Below are 23,626 nucleotides of genomic sequence, written 5' to 3' on the forward strand. Positions count from 1 at the left end.
AATCGAGTGGGCATTATGCCCCAAGCGGGCGGTTTGTGGGGGGCTTGCTGTGCATTGGCGTGCAGTGGCGAGGCTGCGCAAGGGCCTTGCACCATGAGGCTGCCCACCAGCCTGTAACGACACAAATCCGCCTTTCATGTACGGAAACTGGTAAAGTGCCGCCCGTAATTACTCAAGAGGATTGTTTCAATGGCTACCAACCGTTCCCGTCGTCTGCGCAAGAAACTGTGCGTGGATGAATTCCAGGAGCTGGGTTTCGAACTGAACCTGGGTTTCAAGGAAGACCTGTCCGACGAAGCCATCGATGCCTTCCTCGACGCTTTCCTGGCAGAAGCCATGGATGCCAACGGTCTGGACTATGTCGGCGGTGATGACTTCGGTCTGGTCTGCCTGGCCAATCGTGGCTCGGTCAGCGAAGAGCAGCGTGCCACTGTCGAGGCCTGGCTGAAGGGTCGCAGCGAACTGACCACCATCGAAGTCAGCCCGCTGCTGGACGCCTGGTATCCGGAAAAGCCGATCAACCCGGCTTCCTGATTCCGCGTCACCCCGCCCTGGTCAGACAGCATTGCTGGCCAGGGCCTTCTCCACGCGGCGCATATGCCGCGCCAGTGCCTGACGCCGCAATCTGACATCTGTCAAAGGCATGTCGCTGTCCTGCAAGCACTCGCAACTGTGCATCAGCCCCCGAGCATCCAGCATGCGTGCCACGCCAAGGATCTTGTGCGCCTGGTCGACGATGGCCTGGGTATCGTGTTGCGGGTCCAATGCCATCAACAGGGCGAAATCCTGCTTGAGGCTCACCTGCAGGGTGGTCAGCATCAGCGAATGGTCTTGCTGGTTCCGGCCAATCATCCCGGTAAGGCTCTCGAGGTCGAAGCGGTCGTGTGACGCTGATCGATGTCTCGGTTTCACCTCGGTCAGGTGGCGGCTCAGGGTCCGCAGGCTGATGGGCTTGAGCAGGCAGTCGTCCATGCCCGCATTCAGGCAGCGCTGGCGCACCTCCGGTTGGGCATTGGCGGTGTAGCCGAGAATGGTACAGGGAAGGCGATCCTGTCGACGCTCCTCGTTGCGCAGGGCCTCGGCCAGTTGATAGCCGTTCATTCGTGGCATGTTGCAGTCCAGGATCAGCACATCGAATTCGCCCCGGCGCCACTTCTCCAGGCCTTCCTGGCCGTCGCGGGCACTCTGCTGGGTCAAGCCGAGGAACGACAGCTGCTGGGCCATCAACAGCAGGTTGGCCGGGTGGTCGTCGATCACCAGTATCCTGAGATGCTTGTCGGGACGGTCGACGCAGGGCTCCGGCACGTTCGGGTTCGCAAGCGGCTCCACGCACTGCAGCGGCATGCGCAGGCGCACCTGGGTACCGACGCCCTGCAGGCTTTTCAGTACCAGTTGCCCGCCCATCATTTCACACAAGGTCTTGCAGATGGCCAGCCCCAGCCCGGTGCCGGCCTGGGCGCTTTCGCTCTGCGGGTTGGCCTGCACGAAGGGATTGAACAGGCGCTGCAGGTCGTCGTCGTGGATGCCGATGCCGCTGTCGCGCACTTCCAGGGTGAGCAGGCTGCGCGCGTTGCCATTGGCCGATGCCTTGATGCGCACATGGCCTTCGTCGGTGAACTTGATGGCGTTGCTGACCAGGTTGGACAGGATCTGCTTGAAGCGCAGCGGGTCGAGGAGGGCGTGACAGCGTGCAGAGGGCTCGACGTGGACCTCCAGCACCAGGCCTTTTTCCCGCGCCTGGCCCTCGAAGACGCGCCTGACCGATTCGATCAGCGCTGCCAGGTCCACCGGTTCCGGCGCCAGCGTCAGGTGCCCGGACTCTATCCTTACGATGTCGAGGATGTCGCCGATCAGCCCGAGCAGGTCCTTGGCCGAGTGGTAGGCGACCTCGATCGAAGGCTTGTCTAGCTGACCCTGGTCGGCTCGCCTGGCCGCCAGCTCGAGCATGCCGATGACCGCATTCATCGGTGTGCGGATCTCGTGGCTGATGGTCGCCAGGAAGGTGCTCTTGGCCCGGTTGGCATCGTCGGCCTGCTGTTTGGCCAGGCGCAGGTCCTGGATCAGCTTGCGCCGCTCGCTGATGTCGATCCAGCCGCCGATGATGCCTTGCACCTCACCCAGCGAGTCGCGGTAAGGCAGGATCCAGTGGTAGATGGTCAGCTCGCGGTCCTTCAGGCGCAACGGGCGGTCGATGATCAGCGGGGTGCCGGCGGCCATGACCTGCAGGTAATCGGTATGGATCTGCCGGGTGTAGTCGCAGTTGCTGAACAGGCTTTCCTGCAGACGCTTGCCCATGACCGTCTCGGCGCTCGCATCGACCGCTTCCAGGTAGCTGTCGTTGCAGCTTTGCAGGCGGCCTTCGCGGTCACGTACATACATCGGGTGAGGCGTGCCGTTGAGCAGGGCGCGCATGAACTCGAGCTGGTCGCCCAGGGCACGTTCTGCCCGTCGTCGCTGGCGTATCTGGCGCCGCAGATAGGCGTTCCAGGTCAGGGCAAGCAGCAACAGAACGCCAATACCCAGCACCACCTGCACGACCAGGCGCTGGTACTCGCGCCATTGGCCGCCATCGTGCAGCGCATAGCCGCGCCAGCGGCTGTTGATGACCCCCAGTTCCTCCGGCGAGATGCTCAGCAGTGCCTTGTCGAGAATCGAGGCCAGGATGGGGTTGTGGCTGGCGTTGGCGATCGAGAAGGTCGCCGGTTCGTTGCTGATGGTGGAGCGGATGACCAGGTCGCTGTTGGCGGCGACGGCATGGTTGGCATCGATCAGCGTGGTGATGGTCGCATCCACTGCACCACTGCCCAGAAGGGCCATCGAGTAGAAGGTGCTTTCTGTTTCGATGCGACGTATCTGCGGATGCCTGGTCGTGAGCAGGGCCGCAGTCGGGCTGTGGCGAGTGACGGCAACCCGACGGCCCTTGAGCTGTTCGAGCGAGACGAACGGCCTACCGCTGCGTGTGACCAGGACATAGGGGCTTTCCAGGTAGGGGCGACTCAGCAGCAGGCCGGGATGCCCGGACGCGCCGATGGAGAGGGCGGCGATCAGGTCGGCATTGCCGTCGATGACCTGCTGGATCATCTCGGCGATTCCACTGGCGCGCTGGATTTCGAACTGCAACCCCGTGCGCAGGCGGATCAGTTCCAGCAGGTCGGCGGTGATGTCACGGAAGTGACCGCTGCTGTCGAAGAACGACAGCGGGGCCGAGGTATCGCTTACCACCACGTGCAGGTTGGGGTGGTCGTGCAGCCACTGTTTCTCTGCAGCGCTGAGCTGCAGGCGACGGTCGGTGAGAAGCAGGTCGCTGCCAGCGCTCCAGCGCTTGAAGATTGCATTGGCGACGTTGGCGGGCTGGCTCTCGAGTACCGTGTTGACCAGGCTCATCAGCACGTGGTTTCGGCTGCGCAGGGCGAAGCTGAAGCCCACGGCCTCGTGCTTGCCGAAGTTGGCCATGCGCAGGCGTGGGAGATGACCGCGATTGAGCTGGAAGTGTGTAGAGATGGTGTCGCCGAGAAATACGTCAGCCTGGCCGAAGGCCACGGCATTGAGGGCTTCGGCGGTCGATCCGAAGGTTTTCAGGCTGGCCTGCGGGTAGAGCGTATGGACGTCCTGGCGTGGCAGGTAGTGATACAGCGCGCTCAGGCGAAGGTTGGCCAGACCTGTGTCCATGGCGCGTGTTTCATCCTCGCGCGTGACCAGCACCGGTCGGTCGACCGCATAGGGGCGTGACAGTGCCAGCCCGGCGACCGCTGCCTCATAGCCGTTTGCGCTGCCCAACAGGTCGATCTGGCCGGCCTTGAGGGCTTCGACCGCCTCCTGGCGAGTGGCAAACTGCAGCACGCGTACCGGCACGTCGAGTGCGCTGCCGATCAGGCCTGCGTATTCGGCGGTCAGGCCCTGGTATTCGTTGCCGCTGGTGACATCGAACGGTGGGTTGTCGGGCAGGGAGGTGCCCAGTACCAGATCGGTCCTGCCCTGTAACCACTGCCGTTGTTCTGCGGAGAGCGTCGGTCGGATCGGCTCCACGCTGGAGCGTACCAGCAGGTTGAAAGGTTTGGGCGCGGGAGCGGAGGGCTCGGCGTGACAGCCAAGACTCGTCAGTATCAGTAGCACACAGGCGATGTACCTCGACATGGGCGACCTCAGACCAATGCATTGCGCTTGGCCACTTCGATCAGGTCGACCAAGGTGCCGACCTGCAACTTTTGCATCAGTCGCTTTTTGTAGGTGCTGACCGTCTTGTTGCTGAGAAACATGCCCTTGGCAATGTCCTTGTTGCTCTGGCCCTGTGCGAAAAGCTGAAGAACCATGAGCTCCTTGTCGTTTACTTGTCGGAAAAGTTTAAGCTCATTGCCTGAAATTTCCTGATTGGGCTTTATTGCCTGGCTCGGGAAGTAGTTGTAACCGGAGAGTACCGCCTTGACCGCACTGAGCAGCTCGCCAAGGTCTTCTTGTTTGCAGACGAAACCGGCTGCGCCGGAGTGCATGCAGCGCATGGCGAACAGCGCGGGTGACTGTGCGGTCAGCACCAGTATCTTCAGGGGCAGGCCCATGCTCTGCAAGCGGGCCAGGACCTCAAGTCCATCGAGCTTGGGAATGCTGATATCGAGAATCACCAGCTGCGGTGGGGTATCGCGGATCATCTGCAACGCGTCGGCGCCATTGTCGGACTCCCCTATCACCTTGTAGTTCTGATTTTCCAGCAGCATGCGCACGGCCAGGCGAATCACCGGGTGATCGTCGACGATAAATATGGAACTCATAGCAGCTTCCCAGGCGAAGAATGTCAGTTTCAGGCGAAACCTTATCGCAGTTGACGGACTTCGGGCATGGAAGGTTAGTTATGGAGCTATATATGGGAAAAAGGCTACATATAAGGACTACATGCGTGGGGAGGGTTGCGCAGGTTTCAAAAGGGTCAACTAAACTTTCGTGAGTATTTATTTATTTTTTGTCAGGATGTTTAGGTGAAAGGTGGCAGTTGTAGGAGGTTTCCAGCCAGTGGCAAGCGTTACCTGCCACCGGCTCTTTCAGTGTGGGCTGGAGCGTCCGGTCATCTGGCCAGCCATTTCGCTGGCGTAGCTGTCGGTCATGCCGGCAATGAAGTCGATCATGCGCAGGAACGCATTGTGCAACGTGCCGTTCGGATCGGGGGCGTGGTTGCCGATCAGGTCCAGCACCCTGCGGCTCTTGAAGGATGGCGTGCGTCCGCCGTGTTGCTCCAGCGCTGCCCCGCAGAAAGCGTTGAGAAGAATCTCCAGCGTGGTGTAGGCACCGATTTCGTGCAGGGTCTTGCGCTTGTCCTGGAAGATCTTCTTGCGCGCGATATCCTTGGCCTGCAGCACGCAGTGCTTGGCCGGTCCGTGCATGTGCTCGACCAGGTCCCCTGCCAGATTCCCGGCCAGCAAGGCCCGTTGCTGCTCGACGAAGGCCTGGGCGGCGGCGTTGGTCAGGTGTTCGATCGCCTTGCCCCGCAGGATCGCCAGCTTGCGTCGGCGGGAGTCGGTGGGGCCGAGTTGGCGATAGGTGTCGGGCAGGTCGTCACCGACCAGGTCCAGCAGCAGCGCCTCGACCTCGGCATATTGCAGCAGCTCCATCTCCAACCCGTCTTCCAGGTCGATCAGCGCGTAGCAGATGTCGTCCGCGGCCTCCATCAGGTACACCAGCGGGTGACGGGCCCAGCGTTGTTCCTCGAGCTGCGGCAGGCCGAGCTTGTGGGCGATCTGCTGCATCAGTGCCAGCTCGCTCTGGTAGCAGCCGAACTTGTGTTTCTTGTAGCCCAGGGCGTCGGCGTGGCGAGCGCTCCACGGGTACTTGAGGTAGGTTCCCAGGGTGGCGTAGGTCAGGCGTGTGCCGCCGTCGAACTGGTGGTACTCCAGTTGGGTGAGCACCCGGAAACCCTGGGCATTGCCTTCGAAGTTGAGGAAGTCGGCACGCTGGTCGGCGTCCATGTCGTCCAGCCAGCCGCGGCCTGCTGCCTGCTGGAACCAGTGGCGAATGGCATCCTCGCCGGAGTGGCCGAACGGCGGATTGCCGATATCGTGGGCCAGGCAGGCCGACTGCACGACCATGCCCAGGTCACTGGGCGCGCACCAGTCGGGCAGGTCGCCGCGCAAGGTTTCGCCGACGCGCATGCCCAGCGAGCGGCCGACGCAGCTGACTTCCAGCGAGTGGGTCAGGCGGGTGTGGATGTGGTCGTTGCTGGTGACCGGGTGGACCTGGGTCTTGCGCCCCAGGCGGCGGAAGGCGCCGGAGAAGATGATGCGGTCGTGATCCTTGTGGAAGGGGCTGCGCCCCAGTTCCTCGGGGCTGTACAAGGCTTTGCCGAGGCGTTCGCGGTTGAGCAGGGTATGCCAGTCCAAGGCTCGATCTCCCGTCAGGTGGTGGCCATAGCTTCCTGTGTCGAGGGCGCCTGCGCAAGCGGCAGGCGCCTCGCTTCAGCGCGGGCGACCGTTCTGCAGGAACAGGCGCACCAGCGGCGCCAGGCTGCCGCCCAGGCGCAGCAGGCGCGCCAGGTTGCCGCTGCGCACACCCTTGCCGGTGAGAAAGCCCAGCGCGACCACGGCACCGATGCCCCATAGCGGTGCGTGCTTGATGCCAAGGCCATCCTGGACCGAGGCGCCCATGCCGCGCAGGCGCCGGACCGGCTCCAGCAGCTGGCCGGATTCGTGGCGGATTTCCTGGCGATGCATTTCCAGGCGCAGGCGCAGCAACGCCTTGCGCAATTCGCGAGGGTTACGGGTGTTGGGCAGTTCAGGCAGGCTCATGGCAACAGGCGCTCCCGGTCCTTGGCAAGTTCTTCGAGGGTGCTGTTGAACGGCGAGGACTCGTCGAACACCGCGGCCTTCAGGCGTACGCCGCAGAACAGTGCCGCCGCGCCATAGAACACGCAGAGGCCGATGATGCCGGCCAGGCGGTAGCTGTCCCACAACAGCACCAGGATCAACCCGGACAGCGCGGTCAGCAGCAGCAGGGCGAACACCAGCGCAAGGCCGGCGAACAGCAACAGGCGCAGGGTGCGCCCTTTCTGCTCCTGCAACTCGATGCCGAACAGTTCGATGTGACTGTGCAGCAGCCCCAGCACGGCTGCGCCGAGGCGTCTGCCGGAAGCGCCGGTGCCGATGGCGTCGTTGTCCATGCGTCCTCCTCAGCGGCGGCTGGCGAGCAGGCCGACCAGCAGGCCTACGCCGGCAGCAATGCCGATGGCCTGCCAGGGGTTTTCCTGAACGTACTCCTCGGCGCTGCCCAGGGCGGCCTGGCTGCGCTCGCGGACCGAGTCCTGGGTCAGTTGCAGGCTTTCACGGGCCTGCTGCAGGCGATCGTGGATCTGGCCGCGCAGTTCGTCGGCCTGGTCTCCCGCCAGGTTGGCGGTGTCGGCGAGCAGTTTCTCGGTGTCGCGCACCAGTGCCTGGAAGTCAGCCATCAAGATCTCTTGTGCAGTCTTTGCCGATTTGCTGGCCATGGGTCTCTCCCTGTCGATGTGTGTGGCTATTTCGAGTGATGAGTGTGGCGGAAGGTTCACCGCCTGTCGCTGGTACGGCGTTTGCTTTCGTCATGACGCGTCGCGGGGCACTGCGGCGGGGCGCTGCCCCGGATGCGTGCAAGGCCTTGGCCGCTACCGATAAACCTTAACCCAATCCACGACAAACCCGAGAAAAAACCGCTCCCTGCACATCCGGCCCACCGAAACGGGGCGCCAGGCAGGCACCGAACAGGTGCGCGAGCAAGGTTGCTGAACTGTCGTGGTGCACTTTCGAGCAGGTCTGCCCTTCATGGAAAACACCCATAGCGCGATGGACACACTCGTCCATGGCTCCAATACCCTGTTCATCCTCATGGGCGCGATTCTGGTCCTGGCGATGCACGCCGGCTTCGCGTTCCTCGAGGTCGGCACGGTGCGGCACAAGAATCAGGTCAACGCCTTGTGCAAGATCCTCAGCGACTTCGCCGTCTCGGCCCTGGTGTATTTCTTCATCGGCTACTGGATCGCCTATGGTGTCAGCTTCTTCCAGCCGGCGGCGCAATTGGCCAGCGATCACGGGTACGCGTTGGTCAAGTGCTTCTTCCTGCTGACCTTCGCCGCAGCGATCCCGGCAATCATCTCCGGCGGCATTGCCGAGCGGGCACGCTTTGCGCCGCAACTGTGCGCCACTGCGCTGATCGTGGCGTTCGTCTATCCGTTCTTCGAAGGGGTGGTGTGGAATGGCAACCTGGGGATCCAGGCCTGGTTGCAGGGTCGCTTCGGTGCGCCGTTCCACGACTTCGCCGGTTCCGTGGTGGTGCATGCCATGGGTGGCTGGCTGGCCCTGGCTGCCGTGGTACTGCTGGGCCCGCGACGTGGGCGTTATCGCGAGGGGCGGCTGGTGGCCTTTGCGCCGTCGAGCATCCCGTTCCTGGCGCTGGGGTCATGGATCCTGATCATCGGCTGGTTCGGCTTCAACGTCATGAGCGCCCAGACCCTGGAAGGGGTCAGCGGGCTGGTTGCGATCAATTCGCTGATGGCGATGGTGGGCGGCACGCTGGCGGCCTTGCTGGTCGGGCGCAACGACCCGGGCTTCCTGCACAACGGCCCGCTGGCCGGGTTGGTGGCCGTCTGTGCCGGTTCCGACCTGATGCACCCGGTGGGTGCCCTGGCGACCGGGTTGGTCGCGGGGGCACTGTTCGTGTGGTGCTTCACCGCTTCGCAGAATCGCTGGAAGGTCGACGACGTGCTGGGGGTATGGCCGCTGCATGGCCTGTGCGGCGTATGGGGTGGGATCGCCTGTGGCATCTTCGGCCAGGCGGCGCTCGGCGGGCTGGGCGGTGTCAGCCTGGCGAGCCAGTTGCTCGGCAGCCTGGCGGGCGTGCTGGTGGCGTTGGTCGGGGGATTCGCTGTCTATGGACTGGTCAAGGCCGTGCATGGGCTGCGCCTGAGCCATGAGGAGGAGTTCCAGGGCGCGGATCTGTCGCTGCACCGCATCGGTGCCACCAGCCAGGATTGACGCGCAGGTGCAGGCGCTGGCCGAGCAGCCTAGAATGGATATCCCTTGAGTCGATCCGGGAATTGTCCATGCTGCCTGAATGCCAACTGTACGGCACATTGGGGTGCCATCTGTGCGAAGTGGCCGAGGCCGTGCTGATGCCGTTGGTGGAGCACGGCCTGCTGGTCGAACTGGTGGATATCGCCGACAGCCAGGCGCTGTTCGAGCGTTATGGGCTGGTCATCCCGGTATTGCGTCGCTGCGACAGCAGCGCCGAACTGCACTGGCCGTTCGATGCCGAGCAGGTGGTGGCCTTTCTCAAGTGATCGTCGGGGTGGGAGCCGCTTCCCTCAGCCATCGGGTCGGTGCCCTGTTCGATGATGCCGCTCTCCATCAGGCCATCGTCAGGACACCGGCATGTTCCTTACCCCGCATTTCACGCTCGAAGAGCTGACTTTTTCCCAGACCGCCGTTCGACATGGCATCGGAAATACCCCGGATGCGCATGCGCTCGCCAATCTGCAACTGTTGTGCGGGGTGCTCGAACAGGTTCGCGCAGCGGCGCAATCGCCCATCCTGGTAACCAGCGGCTTTCGCAACGATGCGCTCAACCGTCTGGTGGGGGGCGTGCACAACAGCGCGCATCGCACAGGCCTGGCGGCCGATATCTGCGCAGTGAACATGCCTCCCCGACAACTTGCCGAATGCATTCGCGACAGCGATATCCAGTTCGACCAGATGATTCTGGAGTTCGACAGCTGGGTGCACCTGGCCGTCTCGCCGGACAGCCCACGGCGCCAGGTACTGACGGTGCGCAAGGGCACCGGTCACTTGCCGGGGTTGCAATGATCCCTCGTGAATTGACGGGAGGGCTCAAGCATTCGTATGCTGTATATGGATACAGTATCAAGGGTGGGACGATGCATAATGTCGAGCAACTGAAGTACAGCGTCAACCGTATGCCGCCCGAAGCGGTATGCGATGCGGTGCTCGAACTGCGCATGGAGGGGTTGGTGACCGATGACCGCACCCCGTTCGGCAAGGTGCATTTCAATACCTGCTTCGCCGAAATCGAGGCGTTGTTCCAGCGCGCCGGTTTTCACCGGCCGCTGGATGTCGTCGGCTACGAGGGAATGGTCTACGCCCTGTATGACTCGGGGCGCTGGGAGGCCGTGCAGGTGCTGCGCTGGCTCAAGTCGCGCTGCGAACTGGCCGGCGAAGCTGGCTGAGTGGGCGGGCATTGGCGATAATGCCCGCTCCCGCAATGCCGAGCCTGCCATGTCCGCCCCGTTCGACCCCGCCCGCCAGCAAGCCAGTACCGTGTGCCTTCCGCCCGGCCAATGGGCCACGGTGCTCGATTGCCTGTGTGACCACTTCAAGGCGATCAGCCGCGAACAATGGCTCGACCGCATCAGCCGTGGTCGTGTACTCGATGCCCAGGGTGAGGCGATTGCGGTCGACCTGCCGTATCGCCGTGGCATGCGCCTGCATTACTTCCGCGAAGTGCCCAACGAGAAGCCTATCCCGGTCCAGGAGACGATCCTGCATTGTGACGAGCATCTGGTGGTGGCGGACAAACCGCATTTTCTTCCCGTTACGCCCACGGGCGAATACGTCGAGCACACCTTGCTGCGGCGGCTGATCCGGCGCCTGGACAATCCGCACCTGGTGCCGCTGCACCGCATCGACCGGCACACGGCAGGGCTGGTGCTGTTCTCGGCCGACCCAGCGTCGCGCAGCGCGTATCAGCGGCTGTTCCCCGAGCGGCGTATCGACAAACGCTACCAGGCCATTGCCGCGGCACTGCCGCAGCGGGATTTTCCGTTGGTGCACCGCAGCCGGCTCGAACATGGCGAGCCGTTCTTCCGCATGCACGAGGTGCAGGGCCAGGCCAACAGCGAGACGCTGGCCCAAGTGCTGGAGAAGAAGGGTGAGCTATGGCGCTATGGACTGTCGCCGGTCACCGGCAAGACCCATCAGTTGCGGGTCCATATGGCGGCGTTGGGCGCCGCGATCTGCAATGATCCGTTCTATCCTCGGCTGCTCGATGTCGAGGACGATTACCAGCGGCCCTTGAAGTTGCTGGCGCAGAGTCTGCGTTTCGAGGATCCGTTGAGCGGGCAGGAGCGCTATTTCGAGAGCGGGCTGACGCTGGACTGGTAGACGCGAGTGCGGGAGCAACGGTCTTGTTGCTCCCGCACGGATGGCCTCGGCCTGGCGTGTGTGCGCAGCCGAGGCGCGCTGGTCAGCGGTTGAACCGCTCCACCAGCGAATACTGCGTTCCCGCCGTGCTGGTCAGCGCTTCGCTGAGCTGTGCCGAATGTTGCGCCTGCTCGGCGGTCTGGTCGGCCAGGTCGGCGATGGTGCTGATGTTGCGGCTGATCTCGTCGGCAACCGCGGTCTGCTCCTCGGTCGCGGCGGCGATCTGCGTGGCCATGTCGGTGATGTTGGCCACAGCCTCGCTGATGCCCACCAGCGCCTGGTCGGCCTGCATCACCCGCTCGACACCTTCCTCGGCCTGGCGGTGGCCGGTTTCCATGGTCTGCACGGCGTTGCTGGCAGTCTGTTGCAGCTTGGCGATCAGGTTGTGGATCTGCCCGGTGGATTCGGCGGTGCGCTGGGCCAGCTGGCGCACCTCGTCGGCCACCACGGCGAAACCTCGGCCCATTTCGCCGGCGCGGGCCGCTTCGATGGCCGCGTTGAGTGCCAGCAGGTTGGTCTGGTCGGCGATGCCCTTGATCACATCGACCACGCCACCGATTTCATCGCTATCCTTGGCCAACTGAGTGACGGTCTGGCCGGTCTCGCCTACGGCGGCGGACAACCGCTCGATGGCCTCGCGGGTTTCCCCGGCAATCTGCCGACCCTGGCTGGTCAGGCGATTGGCTTCCTGGGTGGCATCGGCGGTGCGCTGTACATGGTTGGCGACTTCTTGCGTGGTGGCGGCCATCTGGTTGACGGCGGCGGCGACCTGCTCGGTCTCCACGCGCTGGCGCTCCAGCCCCGACGAGCTCTTGTGCGCCAGCACATCGGACTGGCGGGCCTGTTCGCTGAGGTGCTCGGCACTGTCCTGCAGGCGCGTCAGGCAGGTCTTCAGGCGCGACTCCTGGCTGAGCATGGCCATTTCCAGGCGTGCCTGCACGCCGCGGCTGTCGGTGAACATCTGCGCGATCAGCGGATCGGAGGTGGTCTGTTCGGCCAGGCGCAGCAGACGCTTCAACCCGCGCTGCTGCCAGGTCAGGCCGAGCAGGCCCAATGGCACGGAAACGGCAGCGGCCAGGGCAAAGCCCCAGGAGTGGCCGAGCCAGTTGCCGATCAGGAAGCCGACCTGGCTGATGAGGATGAACGGCAGCCAGTCCTGCAGCACCGGCAGCCACTTGTCACGGCGTGGCACGGCCGGCTTGCCCTGGTTCAGGCGCTGGTACAGGGCCTCGGCCCGGCGGATCTGCTCGGCGGTGGGCTTGACCCGTACCGATTCGAAACCGATCACCTGGTTGTTCTCGAAGATCGGCGTTACGTAGGCATTGACCCAGTAGTGGTCACCCGACTTGCAGCGGTTCTTGACGATCCCCATCCACGGCAACCCTTGCTTGAGGGTCTGCCACATGTGGGCGAACACCGCCTGGGGCACGTCAGGGTGACGTACCAGGTTGTGCGGCGCTCCGGTCAGCTCTTCGCGTGAGAAACCGCTGATTTCGATGAAGTCATCGTTGCAGTAGGTGATCACACCTTTGGCGTTGGTGGTGGAGATCAACCGCTGCTGGGCAGGGAAAGTCCGTTCTCTCTGGGTAATCGGCTGGTTGTTACGCATCGGTTGCTCAATCCGCAAGGCTTTCGACAGGTATCGGCAAGCCCAGGGTTTTGTTGAATGAATATTTGATCTGTTTGACCTGGGGCAATAAATGGCTCAAGGCCATCATGTATGCAAGCGAGATTTTCGCTGCAGTTGCGCGCTGGATGTACGTATTTTTACATATTTATGACGTTTTGGTCAGGTTTCGACCCATGGCTCAGCTCGGTACCAGCATGGGATAGCTGAACAAGCCGAAGTGCGTCAGGTTGACCGCAAAATGACAGAGCACTGCCGCCGGCAGGCCGCCCAGACGGTAGGCCAGGCCATAGCCGACACCGGCCAGGCTGGCCAGGTAGACCCATTGCCAGCCACCGCCCAGATGCGTCAGGCCGAACAACAGCGCCGCCACGATCAACGCCAGCCCCTGGTGCCTGAACAGACGTTGCAGCCCGCCCTGGATATAGCCGCGGAACAGCAGTTCTTCGGTCAGGCTGACCAGCAGCAGGTTGTTCACTGCCCAGATCCAGGCCTGGTCGGGCCACTTCGGCGCCCAGCCGATCATTCCCAGCGACCAGGCTCCGCCCAGGCAGGCGATCAGGGTCAGTGGCAGGATCAGTCCCAGGCTCGACAGCAGGCCGCGCCCGCGCAGGGCCAGGACCCAGGGGCAGGCCAGCAGCAACCAGAAGCCGATCAGCGGCTTGTCCAGGTTCAGGTACATGGAAAACGGCACTGCGCCTTCGCTGAACACCACCTTGTCGATGACTTTCGCCCCCTGGAACCCGGGCAGCCAGTGCATCGCCAGGGCGAGCGCCAGGAGAATGAACAGGCTGTGCCCGGCTGCCCGCTGCCAGTCGGCACGGCGTCGCACCAGCAGTGCGGTGCAGCACAACGCCAGCAGCGCAGGCAGGGCGGCAAGGCCCAGGTGGCCGTGGAACAGTGACAGGGCGTAGCCCAGGGTGAGCAGGGCGAGGGTGATCCAGTGGGCGGGCGACATCGGAAATCCTTCAGGTGGCGAGTCGATATGATGCTTCGACTCACCCCGAAGGCGTCAGGACACGTCGCAGGGGCATCGCGGGCGAACCCGCGATGCCTGCGGTTCACCCGGCGATCAGTTGGCGCAGCACGTAGTGCAGGATCCCGCCCGACTTGAAGTACTCGACCTCGTTGAGCGTGTCGATCCGGCACAGCACCTCGATATCCTGCTGCTGACCGTCCTCGCGCAGGATGCGCAACTGCAGGTTCATGCCCGGGCGGATCTGCGCGCCGGTGAGGCCCGATATCTCGATGCGCTCGCTGCCGGTCAGGCCCAGGCGCTTGCGGTCGTCGCCGGCCTTGAACTGCAGGGGCAGCACGCCCATGCCCACCAGATTGGAGCGGTGGATGCGCTCGAAGCTCTCGGCCAGCACTGCCTTGACCCCCAGCAGGTTGGTGCCCTTGGCGGCCCAGTCGCGGCTGGAGCCGGTGCCATACTCCTGCCCGGCAATCACCACCAGGGGAGTGCCTTCGGCCTGGTAGCGCATGGCGGCATCGTAGATCGACAGCTTCTCGCCGCTGGGCACGTGCAGGGTATTGCCACCTTCCTCCCCGCCAAGCATCTCGTTGCGAATGCGGATGTTGGCGAAGGTGCCGCGCATCATCACTTCATGGTTGCCCCGGCGCGAGCCGTAGGAGTTGAAGTCGCGCGGCTCCACGCCCTTGTCGCGCAGGTAGCGCCCGGCCGGGCTGTCGGCCTTGATGTTGCCGGCCGGGGAGATGTGGTCGGTAGTCACCGAGTCGCCGAGCAGGGCGAGGATGCGTGCCCCGCGCACGTCAGCGATTTCCGGCAGCGGACCGCCGATGTCGTCGAAGAACGGCGGATGCTGGATATAGGTGGAGTCGTCCTGCCAGACATAGGTAGCGGCCTGTGGTACTTCGATGGCCTGCCATTGCGCGTCGCCTGCGAACACCTCGGCGTATTCCTTGTGGAACATGGCGGTATCGACCTTGGCCACGGCGTCGGCGATTTCCTGCTGGCTGGGCCAGATATCGCGCAGGTACACCGGCTGGCCATCCTTGCCGGTGCCCAGGGCGTCACGGGTGAGGTCCACGCGCACGCTGCCGGCCAGGGCGTAGGCCACCACCAGCGGTGGCGAGGCCAGCCAGTTGGTCTTCACCAGCGGATGCACCCGACCTTCGAAGTTGCGGTTGCCCGACAGCACCGAGGCCACGGTCAGGTCGGCGCTGCCGATGGCTTTCTCGATGGCGTCGTCCAGCGGACCGGAGTTGCCGATGCAGGTGGTGCAGCCATAGCCGACCAGGTCGAAGCCCAGCTGATCGAGGTACGGGGTGAGGCCGGCCGCCTTGAAGTAGTCGGTGACCACCTTCGAGCCCGGCGCCAGCGAGCTCTTGACCCAGGGCTTGCGCGTCAGGCCTTTCTCGATGGCTTTCCTGGCGACCAGACCTGCGGCCATCATCACGCTGGGGTTGGAGGTGTTGGTGCAGGAGGTGATGGCCGCGATTACCACGGCGCCGTCGCGCAGCCTGTGGGTCTGGCCGTTGTGCGTGTAGTCGATCTCGCCAGCCTGGTCGGCATTGCCCACGGCCACGCCACCACCGCCTTCGCTTTCCAGGCGCCCGACTTCCTTGGCCAGGGGCTTGGGCTGCAGTTCGATGAAACCGTCGAAGGCCTGGCTGACCTTAGACAGCGCCACCCGGTCCTGTGGGCGCTTGGGCCCGGCCAGGCTTGCCTCGACCTCGTGCATGTCCAGTGCCAGGCTGTCGCTGAACAGCGGCTCCTGGCCGGGCTCGCGCCACAGGCCCTGGGCCTTGCAGTAGGCCTCGACCAGTTGCACGGTCTCGTTGGGGCGTCCGGACAGGCGCAGGTAGTCGAGGGTCACCTCGTCGACCGGGAAGAAGCCGCAGGTTGCGCCATATTCAGGCGCCATGTTGGCGATGGTGGCGCGGTCGGCCAGTGGCAGGTCGGCCAGGCCGTCGCCATAGAATTCGACGAACTTGCCGACCACGCCTTTCTTGCGCAGCATCTGCGTGACCGTCAGCACCAGGTCGGTGGCGGTGATGCCTTCACGCAGCTTGCCGGTGAGCTTGAAGCCGATCACCTCGGGAATCAGCATCGACACCGGCTGGCCAAGCATTGCCGCCTCCGCCTCGATGCCGCCGACACCCCAGCCCAGCACTCCCAGGCCGTTGATCATGGTGGTGTGCGAATCGGTGCCGACCAGGGTGTCGGGGAAGGCATAGGTGCGCCCGTCTTCTTCGCGGGTCCACACCGTACGGCCGAGGTATTCCAGGTTGACCTGGTGACAGATGCCGGTGCCCGGCGGCACCACGCGGAAGTTGTCGAAGGCGCTCTGGCCCCAGCGCAGGAAGGCATAGCGTTCGCCGTTGCGCTGCATCTCGATGTCGACGTTCTGCTCGAAGGCTTGCGCTGTGGCGTAGCGGTCGACCATCACCGAGTGGTCGATCACCAGGTCCACCGGCGACAGCGGGTTGATCCGCTGCGGATCGCCGCCGGCCTTGGCCATGGCCGCGCGCATGGCGGCGAGGTCGACCACGGCCGGTACGCCGGTGAAATCCTGCATCAGCACCCGTGCCGGGCGGTACTGGATCTCGCGGTCCGAGCGCCGTTCCTGCAGCCATTGGGCCAGGGCGTGCAGGTCGTCACCGGTGACGGTCTTGCCGTCTTCCCAGCGCAGCAGGTTCTCCAGCAGCACCTTGAGCGACATGGGCAGGCGTTGCAGGTCGCCCAGCTGGCGGGCGGCCTCGGTGAGGCTGAAATAGTGGTAGGCGCGGTCGGCGACCTGGAGGGTCTTGAGGGTTTTCAGGCTATCGAGCGAGGGCATTGCCAACTCCTTGTGCTCCGGTGCCCGGCAGTCGTGGATGCCGGTATCACCGCTCTGTATCGGCCCGCACGGCACGGGCCAGGCTGAACAGTCAGGGTAGACCGCTTTGGCGGTACTGACCTTGTTCTGGACCTGCGGGGCGTGTCGCAGGTTCCGAACTTCCTTTATCATTCGCCGCCCTGGCGCTGTCTGTGCCAGTGATGTGGAGTAAGAGATGAAAACCCTGTTCATGCACTGCCGGCCCGGCTTCGAGGGCGAGGTCTGCGCCGAAATCAGCGAGCACGCCGCGCACCTGGGCGTTGCCGGCTATGCCAAGGGCAAGGCGCAGAGCGCCAGCGCCGAGTTCGTCTGCCTCGAAGAAGGTGGGGCCGAACGCCTGATGCGTGAGCTGCGCTTCGACCGGTTGATCTTCCCGCGGCAATGGGCGCGCGGCGACTTCGTCGAGCTGCCGGAAACCGACCGGATCAGCGTGCTGCTCGAACAACTGGCCGATCTGCCGGTGTGCGGCAGCCTGTGGCTGGAGGTGCTCGACAGCAACGACGGCAAGGAGCTGTCGACGTTTTGCCGCAAGTTCGAGGTGCCGCTGCGCAAGGCGCTGGAGAAAGCCGGACGCCTGGTCGATGACGCCGGCAAGCCGCGCCTGCTGCTGAGCTTCATCAGTGGTCGGCGGGTGTTTCTCGGCCTGGCCGAGGCCGGCAACTCGGCGCTGTGGCCGATGGGCATCCCGCGCCTGAAGTTTCCGCGCGAGGCGCCGAGCCGCTCGACCTTGAAGCTCGAGGAAGCCTGGCACCAGTTCATCCCGCGTGAGCAGTGGGACCAGCGTCTGCACGACGACATGACCGGGGTCGACCTCGGTGCCTCGCCGGGCGGCTGGACCTACCAGCTAGTCAAACGCGGCATGCTGGTCACCGCCATCGACAACGGGCCGATGGCCGAAAGCCTCATGGAAACCGGCCTGGTGCAGCACCTGATGGCCGACGGTTTCACCTGGAAGCCCAGGCAGACGGTGGACTGGATGGTCTGTGACATCGTCGAGAAGCCTGCGCGCACCGCGTCGCTGATCGAAACCTGGCTGGGCGAGGGGTTGTGCCGCGAGGCAGTGGTCAACCTCAAGCTGCCGATGAAGCAGCGATATGCCGAGGTGCGCAAGCTGCTCGATCGCATGGAGGCCACGTTCAAGGCGCGCAAGATCCGCGTGTCCATCGCCTGCAAGCAGCTGTACCACGACCGCGAAGAGGTGACCTGCCACCTGCGCCGGCTCGATCTCAAGCCGCGCTGAGCCGACCGGGGCCGCTGTGCGGTCCCTGTTTGACCCAACCCCGGTTTGCGCGACAATACCCCTCTATCTGCGGAGCCCACCATGACCGACTTCACCCCAGACGCGACCCTCGACGCCACCGGCCTGAACTGTCCGGAGCCGGTGATGATGCTGCACCAGCACGTGCGCAACCTGGCGGCCGGCGGCCTGCTCAAGGTCATCGCCACCGACCCCTCGACCCGCCGCGACATTCCCAAGTTCTGCACCTTCCTCGGCCACGAACTGGTGCAGCAGCAGGAAGACGCCGGCACCTACCTGTACTGGATCCGCAAGAAGGCCGACTGAGCCGGGCTGGATCGCACCGGCGACAGCGCCTACACTGCGCTGCCCTGACAGGAGAGCGCCCATGCTGATCGTTGCCGACGAAAATATCCCGCTGCTCGATGCCTTCTTCGCCGGATTCGGTGAAATCCGTCGTTACCCCGGCCGGGCCATCGACGCAGCCTGTGTCAGGGATGCCGACCTGCTGCTGGTGCGCTCGGTCACCCAGGTCGATCGGCAACTGCTCGAAGGCAGCCAGGTGCGCTTCGTCGGCACCTGCACCATCGGCACCGACCACCTCGATCTCGACTATTTCGCCCAGGCCGGCATTCACTGGAGCAGCGCTCCCGGCTGCAATGCCCGGGGCGTGGTGGACTACGTGCTGGGCAGCCTGCTGACCCTGGCCGAACTGGACGGCGTTGCGCTGCCCGAGCGGGTCTATGGCGTGGTCGGTGCCGGCGAGGTGGGTGGGCGGCTGGTCCGTGTGCTGCGTGGCCTGGGCTGGCAGGTGCTGGTGTGCGATCCGCTGCGCGCAGTCCGCGAGGAGGGCGAGTTCGTCAGCCTCGATACCCTGCTCGAGCGCTGCGACACCATCAGCCTGCACACCCCGCTGCAGCGCGATGGCGAGCACCCGACCTGGCACTTGCTGGGCGAGCGGCAACTGGCCCGCCTGCGCCCCGGCGCCTGGCTGATCAACGCCAGCCGCGGCCCGGTGGTGGACAACGCCGCCCTGCGTGAGCTGCTGCTCGACCGCGAGGATGTCCACGCCGTGCTCGATGTCTGGGAGAGCGAGCCGCAGGTCGACCTGGCCCTGGCCGACCTGTGCACCCTGGCCACCCCGCATATCGCCGGCTACAGCCTCGATGGCAAGCAGCGCGGCACCGCGCAGATCTACCAGGCGTTCTGCCGATCGCAGGGCCTGCCGGAGCAGGTGCACCTGGCCGACTTGCTGCCGCCACCGCCCCTGGCACGCCTGGAGTTCGATGCCAGTGCCGATCCGTCCTGGGTGCTGGCGACCCTGTGCCGTGCGGTCTATGACCCGCGCCGCGACGATGCGGATTTTCGCCGTAGCCTGAGCGAGGACGTCGCCGAGCAGCGCGCGGCGTTCGACCTGCTGCGCAAGCACTACCCGGTGCGGCGCGAGATCGAAGGGTTGGCGGTACGGCTACAGGGGGAGGCGCCGCAACTGGCGCAACTGATCGATGCCCTGGGGGCCGTGCAGGTGTGAAACCTGCGGTCTGGCCTCAGACGTGGCTGAAGGATGCTTCCGAGTAATCTGTAAATTTCGTAAATAAGATTTAAAGCTATTTGAGAATCATTATATTCACCATCCCTGACGGACCCGCCTTTGGCCGGGCCGGTGGGCGAGGGGCCTGCCGACCGGCGCGCGGCCTGCTCTTCGCACACGACCTCAGGAGATGTACCGATGCACACCCGACCTTCCCCCCACCGCCTGGCCTTGGCCATCGTCGCCCTGGCCGCGCCGGTGGCAAGCACTGCAGTCTTCGCCGAGCAGGCGCTGGTGATCGAGGACACACTGGTCACCGCCGAGCGTGAGGCCCGCCAGGCGCTGGGTTCGTCGGTCATCACCGAGGAGGATATCAAGCGCCGTCCACCGGCCAATGACCTGTCGGACATCATCCGCCGCGAGCCGGGGGTCAACCTCACCGGCAACAGCGCCAGCGGCGCACGCGGCAACAACCGGCAGATCGACCTGCGCGGCATGGGCCCGGAAAACACCCTGATCCTGATCGACGGCAAGCCGTCGAGCGCGCGAAACTCGGTGCGCTATGGCTGGAACGGCGACCGCGACAGCCGCGGCGAGACCAACTGGGTGCCGGCCGAGGCCGTCGAGCGCATCGAGATCCTGCGTGGCCCGGCTGCGGCACGCTACGGCTCGGGTGCCATGGGCGGGGTGGTCAACATCATCACCAAGCGCCCCAGCGATGAACTCAAGGGCAGCGTCAGCCTGTATACCCTGATGCCCGAAGACAGCGCCGAGGGCGCCAGCCGGCGGACCAACTTCAACCTGGGTGGCGGCCTGACCGACTCCCTGGGTTTTCGTCTCTACGGCGGCCTGGCCAAGACCGACGCCGACGATCTGGACATCAACGCCGGGCACGCCGGCAGTTCGAGCGTGGCGGGGCGTGAGGGCGTGCGCAACAAGGATATCAACGGCCTGCTGAGCTGGAGGCTCAACGACGAGCATCGCCTGGAGATGAGCGCCGGCTACAGCCGCCAGGGCAACATCTACGCCGGCGACACCATGAACAGCAATGGTGGCGGCAACCCGCAACTGATCTCCAGCCTGTATGGCCACGAGACCAACGTGATGCAGCGCAGCACCTACGATCTGACCCACCTGGGCGATTTCAGCTGGGGCACGAGCAAGACGGTGCTGGCCTACGAGTACGTGCGCAACTGGCGTTTGAACGAGGGCATGGCCGGGCGCACCGAAGGCGCGATCGACGGCAACGATGCGGCCTTCTCGCGCTTGCGCAACACGCGGCTGTCGAGCGAGGTCAACCTGCCGTTCGTCATGGGCACCACCGAGCATGTGCTGACACTCGGCGGCGAGTACCTCCATGAAACCCTCAATGACCAGGGCTCGTTCCGTCCGCAAAGCTCCGACCCCACGGGCACCGGCAACAACGTGATCGCAGGCTTCGACCGCAGTGATTCGAAGATGCAGGCGCGCAGCCATGCGCTGTTCGTCGAGGACAACATCATCCTTGGCGCCACTACCGTCACGCCGGGATTGCGCTTCGATCACCACGAGACCTTCGGCGACAACTTCAGCCCGAGCCTGAACCTCTCGCACCGGATCACCGACGCGCTGACCTTCAAGGGCGGCATTGCCCGCGCCTACAAGACTCCGAACCTGTACCAGTCCAACCCCAACTACCTGCTCTACAGCCGTGGCAACGGCTGCAGCGTGCAGCAGACCAACTCCGGTGGCTGCTACCTGCAGGGCAACGCCGACCTCAAGCCCGAGATCAGCGTCAACAAGGAGATCGGCCTGCTGTATGACCGCGGCACCTGGCGCACCAGCGCGACCTACTTCCGCAACGACTACCAGAACAAGATCATCGGTGGCACCGATGTCGTCTACGCGATCAATGGCGGCAGCCGCGTGACCCAATGGGAAAACGCCGGCAAGGCACGGGTGGAAGGCATCGAAGGCAACCTGTTCATCGAGCTCACCCCGCGCCTGGACTGGAACACCAACCTGACCTGGATGCTCGACAACGACAACCGCGAGACCGGCGAGCCGCTGTCGGTGATCCCCGAGTACACGGTCAACACCAGCCTGGACTGGCGCGCGACCGACAAGCTGTCGCTGCAACTGGCCGGTACCTGGTTCGGCAAGCAGAAGTCGCCGACCTGGAACTACCGCACCCAGGAGCGTTATGACGCGTCGGCGCAGCAGGATGTCGAGGCCTACGGCCTGGTGGACGTGAGTGCCGGATACAGGTTCAACGCCAACTACGACGTGCGGGTCGGGGTGAACAACGTTTTCGACAAGCAGATCCTGCGCGGCGGCAATGCCAGCAGCGCCGGTGCCAACACCTACAACCAGCCGGGTCGTGCGCTGTTTGCGGCGTTGAACATTTCGTTCTGATATCAAGAAACAGGCGGCCCCTGCAGGAGCGGTACGAGCCCGCTCCTGCAGGGTGTGTGACTTTCTTCAGGCCACCACCTTGGCAAACGCCTCACGAAACCGCTGCATGTCTGCCTCGTTGCCCACGCTGACCCGCATCCAGTTCGGCCAGCTCTGCCAGACCCGTCCCACCAGCACACCCTGCTTGGCCAGACGTTCGACAACAGGCTGGGCAGGCTCGCGCAGATCGACCATGAAACAGTTGGCCTGGCTTGCCGTGCAGTGCCAGCCGCGCTCGCCAAGCCAGGCGATGGTCGCCTCGCGAAGCCGGGTGTTGTGCGCCTTGCGCGTCGGCACCAGTTGACGGTCGGCAAGGCTGGCCAAGCCCGCCAGCAGGGTCGGGGCGGCGGCGACGTTCTCGCCGTCGTACACCTCCAGCCGCTGCAGCAACGACGCCTGGCCGATCGCCAGGCCCAACCGCGCACCGGCCATGCCGTAGAGCTTGGAAAAGGTCTGCAGCACCAGCAGGTCGGGATGCCGGGCCACCAGGTCGATGCAGCTCTGCGCATCGCTGAAGTGGATGTAGGCTTCGTCCACCACCACCACGCTGCCGGCTGGCTTGTTCGCCAGCAGGCGCTCGATGTCGCGACGCGGCGTCAGCGTGCCGGTGGGGTTGTTGGGGTTGCACAGGTAGAACATCCCCGGCGTGCGATCGGCAGCGAGCATGGCATCGATGTCATGGGCATGCCGCTTGTCGAGCGCCACCGCATGCACCTTGGCGTCACGGCCGCGGGCGGCCTCCACGGGCGCCTCGTAGGAGGGCTCGGCGATCACCAGGCTACCGCCCTGGGTGAACGCCATCACCGCATGCTGCAATGCCAGCTTGGAGCCGCAGAACACCTGGACCTGATCCGACTCGAGCCCATGCTGCGCCGCGAACTGGTCGATCAGACGATACTGCGCCTTGTACGGATAGCGCCCGCACTGGGCGATGCCTTCGGCCATGGCCTGGCGGGCTGCGGCGCTGGGGCCCCACGGGCTCTCGTTGAAATTGATCTGGACCGGATCAAGCCCTGCAGGTGCTGCCTGCGCGGTATTGAGCGTACCGAGAAAAGGCAGGGCAAGGCCCAGGCCGACCAGCGAGCGACGCGACATATCGATCATGCTTCGACTTCCTTGTTGTTACTGGTTGTTTCAGAAGACGAAGCGCAGACGGGTCAATTAATGGTGGCAATTCAGTTCATGCATCGGCAGCAGTACATTGCGCCGCTCCAGCCACTGGCCAAAGCACTCGAAGGTGGCCACGGCTGCAGCCACCGTGCGCGCCTGGGTCTGGGCAGGCAGTGGGATGCGCTCCAGGCGCTCGAGAAAGCTGCGCCAGCGACTGGCCGTGGCGCTGCCATACACATCGAGAAAGCTACCGCCACTGTCGGCTTCGATGCCCAGGCGCTGGGCCATGGCGCGCTTGAGAACCTGGCCGCCAAGGGTCGAGCCCTCGAGCACGTACATCACACCCAGTGCGCCGGCCTCGTCGCTGATCGCCGGCAGCGCCCGGCACAGCGGCAGGGCGTCGATCTGCTCGGCGCTCAGTCCCATGGCCAGCAGGTCGCGGCACAGGGCCGGGGCCTTGTTGCGTTCGCTGCCCTGGTAAGCGCTCAGCAGTGCTTCGAGCGGGGCGTGGAAGCCGTAGTACGCCTCGATCAGGCGACGGTAGGCGCTGTGGTCGAAGCGCTCGCTGAAGAACGGCAGGCGTACCTCCAGGGTCTTGTGACAGGTTTGCGTGCCGTCGCGCAGCGCCTGCAGGAGCGGGCCGGGGGGAGGGCGGGAGGAAGTGGACATCGAATCGACTCTGAT

The 23,626-nt window shown here is 64.6% G+C and carries 21 protein-coding genes; 10 read left to right on the plus strand and 11 right to left on the minus strand.

All coding sequences use genetic code 11. The features are described from left to right. Nucleotides 1-189: 189 nt before the first annotated feature. On the plus strand, nucleotides 190-534 hold the full coding sequence (locus AC1TXO_RS09170) for a YggL family protein (protein WP_027919421.1): 345 nt from the start codon (nucleotides 190-192) through the stop codon (nucleotides 532-534). Nucleotides 535-555: 21 nt separating this feature from the next. Here AC1TXO_RS09170 and AC1TXO_RS09175 read toward each other — a convergent pair whose 3' ends face one another. From AC1TXO_RS09175 to AC1TXO_RS09200, 6 genes are all read right to left on the minus strand, one after another. Then, complete coding sequence (locus AC1TXO_RS09175) at nucleotides 556-4,134, minus strand: ATP-binding protein (RefSeq protein WP_486406006.1); 3,579 nt, start codon at nucleotides 4,132-4,134, stop codon at nucleotides 556-558. An 8-nt stretch (nucleotides 4,135-4,142) separates the two neighbouring features. Continuing rightward, nucleotides 4,143-4,763 (minus strand): response regulator, encoded by a 621-nt coding sequence (locus AC1TXO_RS09180; RefSeq protein ID WP_486406007.1) that lies wholly within the window; start codon nucleotides 4,761-4,763, stop codon nucleotides 4,143-4,145. Between the two features lie 267 nt (nucleotides 4,764-5,030). Beyond that, nucleotides 5,031-6,362, minus strand: a complete 1,332-nt coding sequence (locus tag AC1TXO_RS09185) for a deoxyguanosinetriphosphate triphosphohydrolase (protein WP_486406008.1) — start codon at nucleotides 6,360-6,362, stop codon at nucleotides 5,031-5,033. Nucleotides 6,363-6,437: 75 nt separating this feature from the next. After that, nucleotides 6,438-6,767, minus strand: a complete 330-nt coding sequence (locus tag AC1TXO_RS09190; protein WP_486406009.1) for a hypothetical protein — start codon at nucleotides 6,765-6,767, stop codon at nucleotides 6,438-6,440. Beyond that, nucleotides 6,764-7,138 (minus strand): phage holin family protein, encoded by a 375-nt coding sequence (locus AC1TXO_RS09195; protein WP_486406010.1) that lies wholly within the window; start codon nucleotides 7,136-7,138, stop codon nucleotides 6,764-6,766. Before AC1TXO_RS09195 ends, AC1TXO_RS09190 begins: the two co-directional genes overlap by 4 nt. A gap of 9 nt (nucleotides 7,139-7,147) precedes the next feature. Continuing rightward, nucleotides 7,148-7,462: an ElaB/YgaM/YqjD family protein gene (locus AC1TXO_RS09200; protein ID WP_486406011.1), complete on the minus strand. Its 315-nt coding sequence runs from the start codon at nucleotides 7,460-7,462 to the stop codon at nucleotides 7,148-7,150. 310 nt (nucleotides 7,463-7,772) lie between these two features. On the opposite strand from AC1TXO_RS09200, the gene AC1TXO_RS09205 reads away from it, so the two are divergent. From AC1TXO_RS09205 to AC1TXO_RS09225, 5 genes are all read left to right on the plus strand, one after another. Next, nucleotides 7,773-8,981, plus strand: a complete 1,209-nt coding sequence (locus AC1TXO_RS09205) for an ammonium transporter (protein ID WP_486406012.1) — start codon at nucleotides 7,773-7,775, stop codon at nucleotides 8,979-8,981. A 68-nt stretch (nucleotides 8,982-9,049) separates the two neighbouring features. Continuing rightward, the gene (locus tag AC1TXO_RS09210; protein ID WP_486406013.1) at nucleotides 9,050-9,286 is read left to right on the plus strand and encodes a glutaredoxin family protein; all 237 of its coding nucleotides are present in this window, start codon (nucleotides 9,050-9,052) and stop codon (nucleotides 9,284-9,286) included. Nucleotides 9,287-9,377: 91 nt separating this feature from the next. Next, entirely contained in the window at nucleotides 9,378-9,809 is a 432-nt protein-coding gene (locus tag AC1TXO_RS09215; protein ID WP_486406014.1) for a D-Ala-D-Ala carboxypeptidase family metallohydrolase, read from the plus strand. A 71-nt stretch (nucleotides 9,810-9,880) separates the two neighbouring features. Beyond that, nucleotides 9,881-10,189: a transcriptional regulator gene (locus tag AC1TXO_RS09220; RefSeq protein WP_486406015.1), complete on the plus strand. Its 309-nt coding sequence runs from the start codon at nucleotides 9,881-9,883 to the stop codon at nucleotides 10,187-10,189. 49 nt (nucleotides 10,190-10,238) lie between these two features. Continuing rightward, nucleotides 10,239-11,123, plus strand: a complete 885-nt coding sequence (locus AC1TXO_RS09225) for a pseudouridine synthase (protein WP_486406016.1) — start codon at nucleotides 10,239-10,241, stop codon at nucleotides 11,121-11,123. Between the two features lie 82 nt (nucleotides 11,124-11,205). Here the strand turns inward: AC1TXO_RS09225 and AC1TXO_RS09230 are convergent, their stop codons facing one another. The 3 genes from AC1TXO_RS09230 to acnA form a co-directional block, all read right to left on the minus strand. Further along, nucleotides 11,206-12,771 (minus strand): methyl-accepting chemotaxis protein, encoded by a 1,566-nt coding sequence (locus tag AC1TXO_RS09230; RefSeq protein WP_486406017.1) that lies wholly within the window; start codon nucleotides 12,769-12,771, stop codon nucleotides 11,206-11,208. 199 nt (nucleotides 12,772-12,970) lie between these two features. After that, nucleotides 12,971-13,747 carry a CPBP family intramembrane glutamic endopeptidase gene (locus AC1TXO_RS09235; protein ID WP_486406018.1) on the minus strand — a complete coding sequence of 259 codons (777 nt, stop codon included), beginning with the start codon at nucleotides 13,745-13,747 and terminating at the stop codon, nucleotides 12,971-12,973. A 103-nt stretch (nucleotides 13,748-13,850) separates the two neighbouring features. Continuing rightward, complete coding sequence (acnA, locus tag AC1TXO_RS09240; RefSeq protein ID WP_486406019.1) at nucleotides 13,851-16,592, minus strand: aconitate hydratase AcnA; 2,742 nt, start codon at nucleotides 16,590-16,592, stop codon at nucleotides 13,851-13,853. 214 nt (nucleotides 16,593-16,806) lie between these two features. Between acnA and rlmM the strand changes: the two genes are divergently transcribed. The 4 genes from rlmM (at nucleotide 16,807) to AC1TXO_RS09260 (ending at nucleotide 21,793) form a co-directional block, all read left to right on the plus strand. Continuing rightward, nucleotides 16,807-17,871, plus strand: coding sequence for a 23S rRNA (cytidine(2498)-2'-O)-methyltransferase RlmM (gene rlmM, locus AC1TXO_RS09245; protein ID WP_486406020.1), 1,065 nt, complete (start codon nucleotides 16,807-16,809; stop codon nucleotides 17,869-17,871). An 81-nt stretch (nucleotides 17,872-17,952) separates the two neighbouring features. Next, nucleotides 17,953-18,195, plus strand: coding sequence for a sulfurtransferase TusA (gene tusA / locus AC1TXO_RS09250; RefSeq protein ID WP_054892445.1), 243 nt, complete (start codon nucleotides 17,953-17,955; stop codon nucleotides 18,193-18,195). Nucleotides 18,196-18,256: 61 nt separating this feature from the next. Further along, entirely contained in the window at nucleotides 18,257-19,399 is a 1,143-nt protein-coding gene (pdxB, locus tag AC1TXO_RS09255; protein WP_486406021.1) for a 4-phosphoerythronate dehydrogenase PdxB, read from the plus strand. Between the two features lie 198 nt (nucleotides 19,400-19,597). Next, a complete protein-coding gene (locus tag AC1TXO_RS09260; RefSeq protein WP_486406022.1) occupies nucleotides 19,598-21,793 on the plus strand; it encodes a TonB-dependent siderophore receptor in 2,196 nt (731 codons plus the stop codon). A gap of 66 nt (nucleotides 21,794-21,859) precedes the next feature. On the opposite strand, the gene ptaA is transcribed toward AC1TXO_RS09260, so the two are convergent. After that, nucleotides 21,860-22,936: a pyoverdine biosynthesis transaminase PtaA gene (gene ptaA, locus AC1TXO_RS09265; RefSeq protein WP_486406023.1), complete on the minus strand. Its 1,077-nt coding sequence runs from the start codon at nucleotides 22,934-22,936 to the stop codon at nucleotides 21,860-21,862. A 57-nt stretch (nucleotides 22,937-22,993) separates the two neighbouring features. Continuing rightward, on the minus strand, nucleotides 22,994-23,611 hold the full coding sequence (locus AC1TXO_RS09270; protein ID WP_486406024.1) for a biliverdin-producing heme oxygenase: 618 nt from the start codon (nucleotides 23,609-23,611) through the stop codon (nucleotides 22,994-22,996). Nucleotides 23,612-23,626: the final 15 nt, after the last annotated feature.

This window comes from Pseudomonas sp. FA117, assembly GCF_057370475.1.